We start from the raw sequence: 15,846 nt of genomic DNA on the forward strand, positions 1-15,846 counted from the left end.
TTATTTGATTTTGTCCAGGCCTGTGCAGGTACCACTGTTCAGGCTAATTTTTTTGGTCACTACAGCATTGGAAATGTTATAGCTGTAAATGCTGTTTTCTTTATTGGAAGAAACCACAAAAGTGATGCTGCTGTCATCGAATTTGCGCATAATCGAAGTACTGGAACCATAAATATTAGGTAGTGCCGCAGAAAGGTCACCTAAAGAAGTTTTGGCTGACAGGTCAATTTTATAATACCTGAAATTTGGCCCTTTAGACTCATAAGCATCTGCCGGGTCCTGGATTTGGGTGGTAAAAGCCAGCCCGTTAGAAAACAGGTACAAGCCAGAGCAGTTTTTTCCCGTTGCTGCCTTCAGGTCAAAGAAATAGCTAGGGTCAAAATCTGTCGCTCCCTTTTTTATCCTCAAGATCCCGCTGGGTACTGTACCCGAACCCTGTCCCTGGATGTACAAATCGCCATTACTGTCCAATGCAAAACCGCTGACCGAAGATCCCGCCAGAAAAAGATTGCTGGTCCGGGCATCAGAAATCACTTTGTCTACCTTACCTGTAGCCAGGTCCAGAACGGCCACAAAGGCCACATTTTCCAAAGGATTGAAATTAGAATCAAAATACTGAATACCCAGAAACAATTTTCCATCCCGGGCTTTCATCCCCAGGTAATAGGTAGAAGCGGCATTTTTCTTTAATACAGTGCTTAAGTCAATTTCACCGGTTTGCTGCAGTGCCGAAGGATTAAACTTAATCACCTTGGCCAGTCCCCCGCCTACCGAAGCATAAGCTTCTGTTGCACTGACAAATTCTACAGAAGAAAAAGTATTGGCTCCCGGAACCACCAGCTTTCCGGCAACAACCGCTTTTCCGCTGGCATCAAATGTATATTTGGTCATGGTGGCCGGTGCACCGAAATTGGTCATATAAATGGCCCCGCCATAAGTCCACTGTGAAGAAAAGCTAGGCAACTCGGTCGCCTTGCTGTTGTCCAGGGCAGCAATGTTTAAATCTTTTAAACCCTGGATATAAGTTGTCTGGCTGGGGTAAGCCCCACCAACATTGGAAATGGCAAAAGTCACTCCGCTGTTGTCTCCCGGAGGCGGTACATCATCACTTTTTTTGGAACAGGCGGCCATCAGGCCGGATAAAGCCGCTAAGGCAATCAGTAAAGAATTTTTAAAAGTCTTGTTCATGGTCTTTGCTTATTGAATAAATGTTCTGAATTTGAGGTGAAAGGACCTTCCCGGCCGCTGCACCCCATAGTTGTCATATACTTTTGCGTCTGCCAGGTTATCGACCTGGAAACTGAGGTTATACTTATTGTTTTTTATGGCGTAACTGATGCCGCTGCTTTGTACGTATTGGGTAGGGATCCTTAATTTCTGATCGGGATCGCCGTCTTTGGCCCAGTAGAGGTAAAACCAGTGCACATAACTGCCATTGTACCAGGCCGAAAAACTATCGTCTTTTTTAAATACACCGGGTTTAACATACAGCAATTCCCCATTGGAAAACAGGAAAGGGATATTGGGTAAACGCTGGTTGTAATAGCCCCTGCTGTTCCCGGTCCCGGTATTTTCGGCATCGGTTTTACTGATGTAATTTTGCCAGGTGGCATTGAGCCGAAGCCTTAGCGCATCTGTAATTTTATAACTGTATTCTGCATCCAATCCGGTTATCTGTCCTTTAAGCAGGTTTTGGTAAATGCTAAATAAAGCTGAAGAAGAGGGTGGTGAAAAGATCAGGTTATCGGCCCTGCGGTAAAAAGCATTTACTTCGAAGCCCGATTTTTCACCATTAAACTGGAGCCCTGCATTGAGGTTATGACTCACTTCGGCCCTGAGGGAAGGGTTCGGATAAACCCGGTTAAAGTAAGTTCCGAAAAGTTCCTGTTCATCGGGCAAACGGGTGGCATATTCATAGGAAGCCTTTAACAGGAGCACTTCACTGATCCTGTACCTTAAAGCCTGGCTCCACCCAAAACGGCTTTGTTGTGAACGGGCATCACTTAAGCTGCGGCTGTCCTGGGTACTGATGCTATACCCTCTGGCCGAATAATTGAAATATTTGAGGGAGGTAATGCTGGTCAGCCTTCCGTCCAAAAGGTCTTTTTCAAAAGCCAGGCCGGCGACCAGTTTCTGTAATTTAACCGGATAGTTTGCCGTAGCCGGATTATCGTCCGACTGGCTGTAACTACTGGCAATGATGTTGGCCGTTAAACGGGTCTGGTCATTGAACTCCTCGAGTGCGTTGATCCGTGCTATCCGGTTGCTGATTTTTGTTTTGGGCTGTTGCCTTGGACCACTTTCGCCGCCACTGCTCCTTCTGAAAGCAGGCGGCGCAGACCCATCCCAGAGATAGGTATTGAGCGAGGTATCCACATAGTGGTTGCGCATGGCGTTTATGCCCACATAGGCATTAATGGAAAGGTGTCCACCAATTTTTGCCTTGCTGTATTTTAAACCATTGTTCCAGGCCTGTTCGTCATAATTCACCTCACCATAAGGCTGGGTCATCATCCGGTTGTTCTGCAGCTGCTGGTCCAGAGAAGAAAGGGCGGTGAAAAAGCTCAATTCATCCGCCCATTTCTGAGGCGTGATGCCAATTGTCGCATTTGCATAATAACTGCTGAAACGGTCATGAAAGCGCTTAACCTGAATGGGAACCAACGTACCGTTGACCGGAATTTCTGCATCTATTTTATAATTGTTATCAGAATGGTTGTAAAAGGCACTCAGGTCCGTGTAAAACAAAGGACTAATGCTTTTTTTCAGGTTCAGGCTGGCCCTATGGGTATTAAAGGAAGAAATCTCATAAGAAGCATCGATATAGTCCTTTAAGGATTTGCGGGTAATGACATCTATTGCCCCGCCCAATGCATCAGCGCCCAGTTTAACCGGTACAACCCCTTTGTAAATTTCAATCCGGTCAATACTATTAATTGGCAAAATATTCAGGCCCAGTCCTGCGCCCAGGTAATCCAGGGGAATCCCGTCTATAAAAAACTTCACCTGTTTTCCTGACATGCCGTTGATGTACACATCGGCAAAACTGCCCAGGCCACCACTTTGCCGGACTTTAATTCCGGCCGACTGGTTGATCAGGGCAATGGCCCCTTCAGGCCGGTTGTAATATTTTGAAGCGTCAATAACGCTCAGGTTCTGGGGCTGCTCCTTGCTTTTTACGGCCATTTTTTTGCCCTTCACCGTAACGTTTTTCAGTGCTTTGCCTTTGTCTTCGGTATTTTGCCCCCATAAGGTTATGGGCAAAAGCAGGTACAGCAGCACCAGCACTTTTTGATATGGTATTTTTCCCACCTTACTGATCTTGGATTTAAGGGTTAAATAATTTCATGTATAAGCCCCGCTCCAAGCATCTCATCGTATTCGGCTTCCCATCCGGTGGTCCGGACCTGCGCCCTGCTATATACGCCCCCGGCCATGGCCCAAATGAGCAGCTGGTTTCCGCCGAGCTCGTAGCTTTCTTCGGTATGGGCATGGAGCAGGTAAATTTTTTCTGCTTTGCGCAGTTCCAGAAAATGCTGGTTGCGGATACATCGGGGTTCAGGGGCTGTCAAAAGCGGCAACAATTCCCGTTCTTCATTGTAGCTCAGGTAAGCCTGGGCATACTGAAACTCAATTTCTTTTTTTTCGAATGCCTGGAGTTCAAATACCTGTAACTGATCCGGAAAAATGGGTTCTCCGGGCTTATAATCTATAATTTTAACAGGAACTGCTTCCGGTGATTCATTATGCAGGGTTACCGAATAAGCCCCTTCCTTCTTCTGAGGGGTAGTCGCCTTTATTTCTACTTTTTCAACAAAAAAGAAATCATCCGCAGCCGTTTTGGAATACCTGGTTTCCCCGGAACTCATCACCGTAGAAATTAAACTGTATTTGCCAAGGGGCGCATCAGCAGGCACTGCATAACTAAAATAATAATGCCTTCCCGATTGGATGTTCTGCAAGATCTCCACCAGTTTTTCTTTTTTTTGCTTTCCGCTCAGGTAATCTGCCATAACCATTAAAGGCGTGTTTTTATTCAGGTACAGGAACTGTCCCTCCTTCCGGCTTTCTTCCCTGCTGATGGCCGGCAGGGCAAGCATGTGTTTTTCCAAAAGCCAGGTGATTTCCCCTAAAGGGTCCTGCACACCGATGCGCACCAGGGGACAAATGGAATGTTCCTTTAAATGGGCCGTGTTGAAATTCCAATGGATGCTGACCCTGCTGTCCCTTAAGGTTCGTTTTGGAAAAATGCTCATTAATATTTTCTTAAGCTGCTGATGTTTTCTTTGGAATACTGAATGGGATACACCTGGAACCACTTAACCACCGTATCTGCCCCAAGCTCATCATAAGCATGGCCAATCACATGGCTCAGTTTAACCTGAAACTCTGTTTTGGCCAGTTCGGGGTCCAGTTCATTTTTAATGCGCTGGATTTCTTTTTCGCTTTTGGTGGCAGGCAGGTGGTGAAAGTACCGTCCGAAATGTTCTTCACAAAAACGATGGTACTCCTTGGTGAACAAAATGAAATTATGCCACATCTCGTCCAGGATCAATAATTCATCAGGAATAAATATTCCCGGAAGCTGGCACAGGTACAAAAACTTCCTGGTTTCCCGGAACAGGTCATCGGCCTCGGCTTCTGAAACCTTAAACTGATCTGTAAACCTGGAAAGGACGTCTTCGTTATTATATGCGAGTATTTGTTTGAGTTGCTGCTGGTCCATATCTTAAAATTGAGCAGCGGAACCTATGTTCCGCTGCTGCTTGTTTTTACAATGCGCTAGTACAGTGTCCGCAGTTGCTACAGTGAGAAGCAAAACCAGCTCTGTTTACAAGGATCTCAGCGATCAATGCGTCTTTTGATAAATTGTTCATGGGTCTAATTTTTGAATTGATGGCCTACTCTGGATCAGGTTTTCGGCTTCCCCTCGTTGTTGCAACAATATTGCAAGTTAGATATTATTTAAATAAATGCAACAGTATTGCGTTAAATATTTTAAAATTTTTAACATCAAAAAGAAATTAAACAGAAAGCCGCCTGAGGCTGAAGAAGATAGAAGCAAAAACCCAATGCATTTTTCATGGAACGTTCTTTGCTATGAACACTCAGAATCTAAAACGCTTCTAAAAAACCTATGAAACAAATCCTGAACCTGATTTTACTGGCCTTAATTTTACCATCCTGCCACCCGGCCCCTCCAAAAGAAGAACAACCCACTGTACTCGTTAGTCGCGCAGAATTTGACCTGGAAAAAGTTAATTTTCAGGAAAACGTTCCCCGGCTGTATTCCAAACACCTTCTGGATTCCAATGATTTGCAAATCGATACCGCAAAAGGAAACCCGGCAAAGCAGGTGTCCCGGTATAAAATCAGCAATGTCATGACAGATGCCCTTAAAATAAAGGTACCGCAACAGGACTTTGGATATTTGTACAAAAGCCCACAGCTGGACAGCGTTGCAAAATTTCAGAACATCCGTTTCGGATCGCTCCAGATCCTTTGCCAAAGGGATAAAAAGCCTGTTGCCTTTTATGCCGAGGCCGAATTTAAAGAGGCCAAACTGAGAAAAAAGTGCCTGGATGACCTGCAAAAAAAATATGGCAAACCCAAATACGCCTTTTTCCTTGAATCGGGTTTTGATGTCTGCTCTTATGAGTGGGTTTTGGCCGACAGGACCATACAGGTCGAAACCTCTTATTCGGTTGGTGTGAGGATCAGCACCGATGGAAACAGCGGCAGTATCAAAACCTATAAACTGGACATGCTAATTGTCCATAATCCAGCTAAAGAAGCCTTGTACAATGCCCATATTTATGAATTTCCCGACCGGATCCTGTACGATGGCAAACTGCGAAATTTAAAAGAGCTCCAGTTGCAAAAGAAAAGCACCTTCAAAGACGATTTCCTTTTGCACTCCACCAATACAGAACTGATCAAAAATGTAGGCGGAATATATGATATTCCCAGTTCAGAAAGCGATCAGAATTGAACGGTATATTTATTGCTATAGCTAAATTGAATTTGGGCTTTGTCCTGATTTACAGTCACCTCTACCACTATGGAATATTTATTAACAAGAAAAAGACAGGTCTTAGGGTTTATTTTCAGCAGTAATGACCCTTTCAACACGATGGCCAATAATTACGCCTGCTCTTACGCTTCATTCTCTATCCCGACCATCCTCAGTGTGCTTCATAAAAATTATGACATCAAAAAGGTTTCGGTAAGAGGAGGCGTTGAAATTGATTATTATGCGTTGGATACCCCCTTTTTTCTCGATAAAAGGAAACGTTTAAAACACAACATCAAAAACAATACGTTAACGCTGCTTATAGAAGACGGACTTCCGGCTTCTTCCAAACCCACCTGGGATGCAGTTAGCAATAAACGGATTGCCACTTTAGACCCCAGGCTCCAGAACCCAGCAAGAGGTTTTATCAATACCGTTGAAGAAGAACTGGGCCTACAATTACGGGTCGTACAGGCCACCAGGACCATTGCCGAGCAAAACACCCTTTACAACCAGGGAAGGACTACACCAGGTAAAATTGTAACCAATGCCCGCGGAGGCACCAGTTACCATAACTATGCCCTGGCCATTGATGTGGTGATGATGAAAAACGGACAGGCAGACTGGAGCGTTGTTCCAAATGATGTTGTTGAAATTGGTAAAAGATTTGGGTTTGAATGGGGTGGTGACTGGAAAAAATTTAAAGACTATCCGCATTTCCAGATGACTTTTGGAAAAAGCATCAGAGAATTAAGCGCTGCAACCGTAAAATGAACCACATGATGAACCTGCTACTCCTCAATATCCTTGGCCTTTTTTTAAATTGCCATAGCGGCCATGCACCTGCAAAAAATGCCGGCACTGTGTTTACTGTAAATGGCATTGATACGGCTGCCCTGGTCAAAAAAATCAGGGCCGATTTTACAGCTGTTAATGCAAAACAGGCTTCTTATAAAAAGAAAACGGTCAATGCACCCGGTTTTTCGGCCGAGGGCGGAGAAGTGACCAGTTATCACCGAAAATCAGATCTGGTTAAAATACATGCCGTTTTTTATGGGGAAACCGGAAAGGTAGAAACCGATTATTATTTTAACCCCGATGGCTTGTTTTTTCAATACAACAAAGAAACCTTTTATGATAAACCCATTTATGTGAAGGGATTTAAGGTAAAAAAGACTGCAGAAAATCGTTACTATTTTTATAAAAAAACCTTAATCAGGTGGCTCGACGGCACAAAGGTAAAAGTGGTTACCCCAAAGGGATTTAAAGAAAAGGAACGCGCCATTCATGATGATGTAAAGGATATGCAGGATGTGCTGCACGGGGATTATAAAAACTAGGGGTTATATTTAATGGGTTTGAAATATAGTTATAAATTGCAGATACATTGAGCCCTTTTAATCTTCTTTTATGAAACACTTTTTTAAGCAAACTATTTATCCCGCTATACTGGTTCCCCTACTGGTGCTTACTTTAAGCAGCTGCAAAGGAAAACCGGCGCAGTTAAGCGCCAGTGAAACCGCGTCAATAGAGAGCGAGCGGCAGGCCCTCACCAAACGTACAGACAGCCTGGGTACACTTTTAAGCACCATTACTTTTGAAGCCAACAGCGGCAATAAACAGGATTACAACAAAGGGGTTGTTTTGGGTGTCAGTATTGCCAAGGCCGCTCATGAGCTTCCAAAACTTGTAGATAAAGATCAAATTGTCCTAAACGAGGCTAAAATTAGCCTGGTTATAGACTATCCTTTACGCAAAGAATACAGGTTTGAGCTGAATTCCCCGGCAGGGTTTACCCGGGGCCAGTTGTTAAGTGAAATCGGTAAGCATTATGTGCAGTTATATAAGGAAGAAGAGGAAAGTGCCACCACCAAAACCATTCCGATGAAAGACAGGAAAGGTTTAATTAACCGCAATGAAACCAATGGCAAGTACGGCATTTGGGGACATGATCTGGAAGACCTGATTTTAACAGATGTAAATGTTTATAAAACTCCTGAAGGGAATATTATACTGGCTTTGAGTGTGGAGTCTTAACAAGGATTCAAAATCACATCGGAATCACCGATAAGTACAAGGCATTTTCAAAGTGGTTTTCTTTCAGGGCCGGATTGATTTTTTGATACGCATCTTTATGCTCCTGGTTGTAAATCAGGTATACAGGATAAGTCTTTTCTCCGGTTTCGATCGTAACCGGTATCAGGACCCTCATTTTGTTTTTCAAATCGTAGGTTTCAAAAACATTCTGATTAATCCGCATTTTTTTATTCCGGCAGTGCTCCTCTATATAACCCATTGTTAAAGCGAGGTCTACTCTTACATTACCTGTAGCGGTCGATTCGAACCGGTCAATACCCAGTTCGTGCAGGTTCGAAAAACTAAATTTTTTCTCAATCAGATTTGAATCTGCATATTTAAAGTAAGCCCCCGAAAGGTAACGCTCTTCCATTTTTTTCTGCTCAAATATGCCTTTTATTAAAATGATAGGCGCAATGATTATAAATATGAAAAAGCCGATTACGGCAATGATCATGGAACTGTAAATGGCCTTTCTATGAAAGCAGGCTTCATAAAATAAACTCCAGTAATGTTCAATAGAATTGCTGTCGAAACAGTAATTTATAATTTTGCTTAAGTTGGTGAGGTTAAGTACTAAATTATAAACTATAAAAAGTAAACCGATAAGAAGAAGAAATAAGCCCATTTGGTTGAGATCGTTTAATGGACGAATATATCAATAACAATTCAAATCATTTGCCCAGTTGTTAATGATTTTTTTAGTTCTATTATGCCTTTATTTTATAAATCCTTTGTACCTAAAAATGTGCAGGATAACCCCTAAACCAATGTGCTGTTCCAATGTTCCAGATCATGAACAAAAACACTTTTTTGAACTAAAGATCATCTGGAAAATAAACACGTGTTTGAACTGCTGGTAACTGTAATTTACTTATAGTTATTTTTGAAAGTGATTAAATTACCTATTTTAGATTTAGTGGCAATTTTAACAAACCTAAAACAAAATGAACAACCAGCAAGACTTCACTTTCATAAAAATGGACAAAAAATTAATCAAATTAAGGTTTGATGACATCCTGTTTGTAAAGGGGCTGGGAAATTATGTTGAAATATTTGTCAGAAATAATAAAAAATACGTTTACTATAAGACTTTAAAAGACCTGATTGAAAGATTTCCCGATGAATTTATGAGGGTTCATCATTCCAACATTGTGAATTTTAAAAATGTGGACTATGTAGAAGATAACCATTTAATTATTGGGGAATATAAAATTACAATTGCAAAAAGTTATAAGGATTGCCTATTAAATAGTATAGATAAATTGTTATTGTAAATAAGAAATTTGAAAGGCTGCATAAAAATATAAGCAAACCAAATAACTTATTTTTTTGGGATCGTCTATGTGAGTTGATTTGTAAAAAAGATTATGAAACAATTTTTGTTTTACTTAATGACTTTGGCATTTATGACAACAACTAATTTAAAGGCTCAGAACCACACATTTGAAAATGATGCAAAAACGATCGACGCCTTAATGAAGGCCAGTTATGAGGTTGTTTCGGGTGAAAAAAACGCAAAAAGGCAATGGGAAAGGGATAACTATTTACATCACCCCAAAGCGGTGTATTCTTATTTTGACAAAAAAAAGCAAGAACAGGTGACGATGACATTACCGGAATTTCATAAAGAAACTGATGATATGGTTTTTAACACCGCATTTTATGAAAGCGAAATTAACCGGGAGGTTAGGATTTTTGGAAATATTGCACACGTTTGGAGTACTTACCAAACGAAGTTAGAAAAAGACGGAAAAGTGGCAAGAAGGGGAATAAACAGCATTCAATTAATTTTCGAACATAATCGGTGGTATATAATTTCCTGGACATTCTCCGGAGAAACAGACAAAAATATAATCCCAAAAACTTTTGACAGAAATTAAAAACCACTAGCAATACGGAGCATTTTGTTGTTGTCCAGGATTAAAAACACTGGCAAGTAGAACGATTTTTAGCACGTTATTGAAAATTATGGGTAAAAGTTAAGGGGCTTCGATGCTCATCAACATTGGCTAATTATTTTTTTAGGGAAGATTTACAATACGCACACTAACCTATAAAACGGTTGTACAATTAATTAAGCATTTATTTCAGGTTTATCTGCCGTTTAATTAAAAATGCGTTGACTAAACAATGCTCCTTAGACGCGTATCAAAGGAAAGCTTTCGTGCAACATCTCCATCAATCCTATGTCTTATTTTAAAAAACCAAATATTTATGACCCAGATCAGAATTCTGTTTATTTGTCTATTTCTAAGCGTTAAAGGCTTTTCTCAACGCAACGCGCAACAAAAACTTGATAGTGTATTTAGCATGATGTATGCGCAACATCAATTCAATGGAACTGTACTCATTGAAGAAGGTGGCAAAATAATTTTCTCAAAAGCCTATGGACACCGGGACACCTTATCAAAACATAAAAATACGCAAGAAACGATTTATGAGCTGGCATCCTGTTCCAAGCAATTTACAGCGGCAGCAATCCTATTGTTACACAGAAAAGGGATGTTGCAGTACGAAGACAGCCTGACGAAATTTATTCCTGAACTATCGGTATGGAAAGGGGTGCGTATATATGATCTGCTGAGACATACCAGCGGTATTCCGGAATATATTGCAGATATGCAGAATGGTTGGGACCGCAGGAAAATAGCGACCAATGATGATCTGATCAGGTTCTATTCTTCAAGAAAAGACACTCTTTTATTTGCCCCTGGCAGCAAACACCGGTACTGTAATACGAATTATGCCTTGCTGGCCACCATTGCCGAACGTGTTTCTGGCTTAGGTTTCGCTGAATTACTAAAGGAATACATTTTTTCACCTTTAAACATGAAAAATACGTTTGTCTACAATCACCGGCAACATCCTCAAAAAATTAAAAACCGGGCTACCGGTTATGTTTGGAAGAAAAATTCATTTGATAAAATAACGTCAGAAAACCCAAACTATGGCGACAGCCTTGTTTTTTACCTGGACGGCATTGTAGGAAACGCTAAAGTAAATTCAACTGTAAATGATATTTATAAATGGATAACGGCACTTAAAAATAATTCTTTTTTTACTCCGGAAGAATTTGGGCTGATGACCGCAATAACCAAAACACCGGCCGGGAAATCTGTATCCTATGGATTTGGTCTTGAGTTATCCGGGGGGAATAACAATCTGTCCTTTGGACATACCGGTAGCTGGGATGGTTATACCACATTTATTTATCACAATATGCGCAAAAACCGTACGATCATTATCTTGCAAAACTTCAACTTAGGTGCCAATCCCTACCAAACCATTAACCAAATTTTAGACAATAAGCCGATCAATATTGAATATCCTAAAAAAATAGAATTGCCCTTCGCTGAAATAGAAAAGTTTGCCGGTTATTATACAGACGAAGCAAATAAAGCAGAGCAGCAAGAAATCACATTTTTAAATGGCTATTTAGTCCACAATTCGAGCAAAGTTAAGTGGGACATGCGTTTTTTTCCCATTGCAAAAGATCAATTTCAGGGCATAAGGCAAGGCGGAGCAGATGCTGTGCTTAAATTTACGGATATGGAAAACGGAGATACAAAGCTTGAAATGTTGCAATATGGAAAGGTTATTGGTACATCCGTCAAAAAGAACAAACACAACTAGCACTCAAAAAAGTTTAACTCTGTTGCCCGTTCATTTATTCTATAAATCCTTTATGATTAAGAATGTGTCTAGATAAGCTGTAAACCAATGCGGTATTCCAATCTTCCAGATAACTATAACTCTGGTAAATGGTGGGATCTTTTTTAGAGAATAAAGCATAATAAGTGGTGTAGGCCTTTGTACCCAGATCTTCCCAGGAAATCAATCTTAACAACGGAGATAAGAGAATTTTCAACTGTAATGTTTTATTTTTAAAAGATCGACCTTTTAAATAAAAAAGGTCGATCTTCGATAATACAGTCTAAATTCAGTTTACCATTTCAAGGCACTAAACAAGAAGTTTATACATCTGAAATGCTAATGACAATCCTCCTAATAAAACAAAATAAATCCAATATTTTTTTGCAGATTGCCACCCATCATTAACAGAAAATTTTCCCATAATTCCAATTAGTATAAGGCCTAATGATGATAGTAGTTTAATTAATAATTCCATAACCAGATTAAATTAAATATGTGTAGGGAGTGATTTAAGAATAAAAACTATTCCTAAAAATATACATAAAATAAGTCCCCCCCAAAATTGAACATAAGCTGTTATAGTTGGGCCTTCCCAACCTGTTTTCTCGGAAGATGGTCTTTGTCCTCTAATGTAGAGATACATTAAAAACCCTATAAAAATGAGACCTAATCCCATAAAAAACAGTTCAAAATCCATATTATTTTTTTTGGTCTTGCTCTTTAATTTTGTCAACCGATTTATCCGTTTGTGATTTCACCTTTGATTCTACAAATCCCATAAATTGCTTCGTTGCTTGTTTTATTTCAGTCGAAAGCCCCGGCAAAGGTGCCGGTAATAACTGATCTACTGCTTTTCCACCTAAAGCACCAATGGCACCATAAGTAACCTCATTAGCCAAAGTAGCCACGGCATTTTTATTACTCCCTGCAACGGCTTCAACAGCTACTTCTAAACCGGCCCCTATTAGTGAAGTAACTTTACCTGTACCTGAAACAGCAAGCCCAGGACTTGCACCAACCCCTGCAACCGCAGCTCCAACAACAGTCATACCTGCACCTACCGCTGCTGTTTTATCGCCTACTTCTTGCATATTTTTTGCGGCTTTTAATAGTTCTGTCTTATTCTCCGCAGTCCATTTTTTTATTGACTGCCCAGTTTTGCTAACAGTTGCCGCTACTTGATTATAGGCCCTTTTTGTTGAGGCAACAGCTTTATTGTACGTTGACCGAACATTATTAACAGCTTTATTATAGGCATGTTCCAATCTTGTAAACGGATTATATGCCGCTGGCCAAGGCCACATTCCATCTGGATCCACAAACCTAAGTGGGTCGTTGAAAGCATAAACATAGGGTGACCACTTTCTTCCCAGCTCAGCTTTCGGGTCCACCACATTCCATCTGCCTATCTCCGGATCGTAAAACCTCGCGCCATAATCCAGTTGTCTCAGCTCCTCTTGCAATTCCTTGCCATTATAAAGATATTTGTTTACTCCCCCATCCGCAAATCTTTTTCCAAATGGATAATAATCATCCGATTGAATACGTGTTAATATTCCTGTTTCCGGATGTTTATTGAAAGTATAACGCACATTACCCAAATGATCTGTTAAGTTATACTCAAAACTGTAATCATCACCTATTCTTCTGGCAATCCCCTCCTCAGTATGAATAATGTCTATTGCAGCACCATTATATTCTATTCCGTCGATATAATCTCTCGTGATACCATTGCTCACTTTTCTAAGCTTAGTTCCCGCAGCATCGTAAATATAGGTCATACTTAAGCCGATTCTATTTACTGTAGAAGGCAGGTTGAGCTTATTATACACAATACTTACTCCATTACGTCCATCGGTAGTAGCATTTCCATTCTCGTCATAAATATAAGGAGCGGTTGCCAGACCTCCTGAAATCTGGTTTAACCGGTTACCAGAATAATTATAAGTTCCTAAAGCTCCGTTCCTGTTTAAACTCAAAATATTTCCCATTACATCATATGTCAATACTTCATTTTTTCCGTTAGCTACCAAACCGGATCCTATGCCCGACAGCAATCTGTTCATTGGATCGTAACTGTAAGCGAAACCATTGTCAAGCGCTATTCCCGCTCCCCATCTTTGCGCAGTAATGTTACCATTATACTGCGGGTTAGTATTGCTTAAGGTATCGTACTCCAGTTTAAAGCTAAACTGATCGGAATTATTGCTCTTTAACCAGCCCCTTGAATTATAAGCATATGTGCTATTTTGAAGAAAAGTTATGCCATCGGTACTGTGCAGGGATTTTTTCATTAACTGTCCAACTTCATTGTAATCCAATTTACTCAACGCAATTTCTGTCTTTCCATTGATTGATTCAAAACTTGCCTTCTTGCGGCCCATATGGTCATATTCATGACGGGTAGCAATGGTGGTCAGTACAGTACCTGCATGATGATTCCTGTTACTTGCAATCATTTCCCCTGCAAAGTTGTAGGTATTCTCTATTTCATCATAGTTATCAGGATTTATTACACCAGCTTTGTAATGCTGTTTATAAACTTTAACCTCCCTGGCTTCTTCATCATAATAGTTCACTGTCCATAGTTCATCAGTACTGCCTAATACCTTTATCCGGCTCGCCGTTTGGAGACCTGTCAATTGATTGGTATAGTTTAAGCTTTGATTGTTCGGCAGACCAGGAATGGCATAATTATCATAATAGTTCACCGTTAGTTGTTCTGTATTATTAGTAGGAAAAGCCAAATTACTATAATCTGCGCCCTGTGGGCGATCTTCCCAAAAAACCGTCTGTGTATCCAAAACTCCCTGTAAAGCGCCTCTGCCAGTAGCATCGGTGTAAAGTCCAGTCGCAATTACCCTGCCCATTGCGTCATATTTACTATATGCCCACTGGCCACTTACATATTGTTTTGCATCCTGGCTAAGTACCACCTGATCCAGTGTATTGTAGACCATAGACTCCCAGCCTCTTCCTGGAATTTTCTTTTCAATCATCCGTTTACGTCCATCATAATGATAACCATAAATAAACTGATCAAATAAGACATCGTTTTCCGTAAAACTGCTAATCGTACCTGAAGGTTTATCCGTTCCTTCATTCACTGCTGGAGGTAACACATAACGCAAATCCCCGAGGTCATCATAGATATAATAAGTAGAAAGGCTTTTGACATCTGTTTCCCATTGTCTTTTAAGTACCACACGCTCATCAAAATCTTTAAATTCCTCTATTATTCCTGTTTTCCCCGAAACCCAATTCTCATCTTTGGTAATTGTTTTATACAGCTTAGCCCTCGGATAAACACTTGAGCTGGCCCCATTACTATTGATTGTCCAAAGTTTAACCTCATCAGCAGCATTGGTTCCATAGTCGGTCACCACTGTTCGGCCAATACCCGCACTCCGGCTACCTGCAGGCTGCCAAACCGCTCCCGGAGCTCCTTGCTGCTCTATTCTGTTTAAAGGGGAAGCCTCGAATTTTGTTTCAGCAAAAGCAGCTCCTGGAATAGGAGAAATTCCTGTTACAGGTGAGTTATAGAAACTGGCCTGGGCTGCGAGTGCATCCGTCCGGTAAATACCATTATTTCCAGCCACCGTATATGGTAAATATTTTCGATTTTCTCGTCCATATACATCATAAACAATAGGCTGTACTACATCTTTAAAACTTGGACTGCCCTGTACTGTAACCGTCTGCAAAGGACGGCCTAATCCATCAAAGTATTGTATGGTTTGATTGGCATCACAAATACTAAAGACCCCATTTGCCTCAGTTTCTGTAAAAACATTAGGTATTTTAAAAACTTTAGTGCTAATATAATTCTGGTCAGAGCTTGATGTTCCAGCCAAGGTAGAAACACAATTCTTAAAACTCATCCCTCCCACATAAATTCGAACTGTTTTCCCAGCAGGGATATAAAACCCATCTTTTAACGTAATACTGCCGGGTGAGCTAATTTCTGTTTCATTGTTATAGGCTGTTAAAATCTTGTGCTCCTGAGCATTTAGCACCAAACAACTAAAAACTGATATACTTATGATCAAAGCAAATTGAACCCTATATTTTATTTTGATAATTCTTTTCATAAGGAGCGC

General features: G+C 40.6%; 15 protein-coding genes. 7 read left to right on the forward strand and 8 right to left on the reverse strand.

From position 1 onward, the window contains the following. The 4 genes from B0O44_RS13890 to B0O44_RS13905 are packed head-to-tail and all read right to left on the reverse strand — an operon-like array spanning position 1 to position 4,726. Positions 1 to 1,188 (reverse strand): DUF4374 domain-containing protein, encoded by a 1,188-nt coding sequence (locus B0O44_RS13890; protein WP_110831544.1) that lies wholly within the window; start codon positions 1,186 to 1,188, stop codon positions 1 to 3. Positions 1,189 to 1,197: 9 nt separating this feature from the next. Further along, the gene (locus B0O44_RS13895; protein WP_110831546.1) at positions 1,198 to 3,312 is read right to left on the reverse strand and encodes a TonB-dependent receptor plug domain-containing protein; all 2,115 of its coding nucleotides are present in this window, start codon (positions 3,310 to 3,312) and stop codon (positions 1,198 to 1,200) included. A gap of 23 nt (positions 3,313 to 3,335) precedes the next feature. Next, positions 3,336 to 4,256, reverse strand: coding sequence for a hypothetical protein (locus B0O44_RS13900; protein WP_110831549.1), 921 nt, complete (start codon positions 4,254 to 4,256; stop codon positions 3,336 to 3,338). Then, the gene (locus B0O44_RS13905) at positions 4,256 to 4,726 is read right to left on the reverse strand and encodes a glycine-rich domain-containing protein (protein WP_110831551.1); all 471 of its coding nucleotides are present in this window, start codon (positions 4,724 to 4,726) and stop codon (positions 4,256 to 4,258) included. Before B0O44_RS13905 ends, B0O44_RS13900 begins: the two co-directional genes overlap by 1 nt. A 411-nt stretch (positions 4,727 to 5,137) precedes the next feature. Here B0O44_RS13905 and B0O44_RS13910 point away from each other — a divergent pair, with 411 nt between their 5' ends. From B0O44_RS13910 to B0O44_RS13925, 4 genes are all read left to right on the forward strand, one after another. After that, the gene (locus B0O44_RS13910) at positions 5,138 to 5,992 is read left to right on the forward strand and encodes a hypothetical protein (protein WP_110831553.1); all 855 of its coding nucleotides are present in this window, start codon (positions 5,138 to 5,140) and stop codon (positions 5,990 to 5,992) included. 69 nt (positions 5,993 to 6,061) lie between these two features. Next, on the forward strand, positions 6,062 to 6,787 hold the full coding sequence (locus B0O44_RS13915) for a M15 family metallopeptidase (protein WP_110831555.1): 726 nt from the start codon (positions 6,062 to 6,064) through the stop codon (positions 6,785 to 6,787). Between the two features lie 5 nt (positions 6,788 to 6,792). Continuing rightward, positions 6,793 to 7,353 (forward strand): hypothetical protein, encoded by a 561-nt coding sequence (locus tag B0O44_RS13920; RefSeq protein WP_146229836.1) that lies wholly within the window; start codon positions 6,793 to 6,795, stop codon positions 7,351 to 7,353. A 70-nt stretch (positions 7,354 to 7,423) separates the two neighbouring features. Then, positions 7,424 to 8,050, forward strand: coding sequence for a hypothetical protein (locus B0O44_RS13925; protein ID WP_110831559.1), 627 nt, complete (start codon positions 7,424 to 7,426; stop codon positions 8,048 to 8,050). 13 nt (positions 8,051 to 8,063) lie between these two features. On the opposite strand, the gene B0O44_RS13930 is transcribed toward B0O44_RS13925, so the two are convergent. After that, positions 8,064 to 8,717: a hypothetical protein gene (locus B0O44_RS13930; RefSeq protein ID WP_110831561.1), complete on the reverse strand. Its 654-nt coding sequence runs from the start codon at positions 8,715 to 8,717 to the stop codon at positions 8,064 to 8,066. A gap of 319 nt (positions 8,718 to 9,036) precedes the next feature. Between B0O44_RS13930 and B0O44_RS13935 the strand changes: the two genes are divergently transcribed. From B0O44_RS13935 to B0O44_RS13945, 3 genes are all read left to right on the forward strand, one after another. Then, positions 9,037 to 9,366, forward strand: coding sequence for a LytR/AlgR family response regulator transcription factor (locus B0O44_RS13935; protein WP_110831563.1), 330 nt, complete (start codon positions 9,037 to 9,039; stop codon positions 9,364 to 9,366). A 132-nt stretch (positions 9,367 to 9,498) separates the two neighbouring features. After that, positions 9,499 to 9,972: a hypothetical protein gene (locus tag B0O44_RS13940; RefSeq protein ID WP_110831972.1), complete on the forward strand. Its 474-nt coding sequence runs from the start codon at positions 9,499 to 9,501 to the stop codon at positions 9,970 to 9,972. Positions 9,973 to 10,306: 334 nt separating this feature from the next. Beyond that, entirely contained in the window at positions 10,307 to 11,725 is a 1,419-nt protein-coding gene (locus tag B0O44_RS13945) for a serine hydrolase domain-containing protein (protein WP_110831565.1), read from the forward strand. Positions 11,726 to 11,759: 34 nt separating this feature from the next. Here B0O44_RS13945 and B0O44_RS24880 read toward each other — a convergent pair whose 3' ends face one another. From B0O44_RS24880 to B0O44_RS13955, 3 genes are all read right to left on the reverse strand, one after another. After that, complete coding sequence (locus tag B0O44_RS24880) at positions 11,760 to 11,960, reverse strand: hypothetical protein (protein WP_146229837.1); 201 nt, start codon at positions 11,958 to 11,960, stop codon at positions 11,760 to 11,762. Between the two features lie 273 nt (positions 11,961 to 12,233). Further along, entirely contained in the window at positions 12,234 to 12,443 is a 210-nt protein-coding gene (locus B0O44_RS13950) for a hypothetical protein (RefSeq protein ID WP_110831567.1), read from the reverse strand. Between the two features lies 1 nt (position 12,444). After that, entirely contained in the window at positions 12,445 to 15,837 is a 3,393-nt protein-coding gene (locus B0O44_RS13955; protein ID WP_110831569.1) for a DUF6443 domain-containing protein, read from the reverse strand. Between the last annotated feature and the right edge of the window lie 9 nt (positions 15,838 to 15,846).

Origin of the sequence: Pedobacter nutrimenti (genome assembly GCF_003208655.1) — a bacterium.
In the GTDB taxonomy this organism is placed as follows: domain Bacteria; phylum Bacteroidota; class Bacteroidia; order Sphingobacteriales; family Sphingobacteriaceae; genus Pedobacter; species Pedobacter nutrimenti.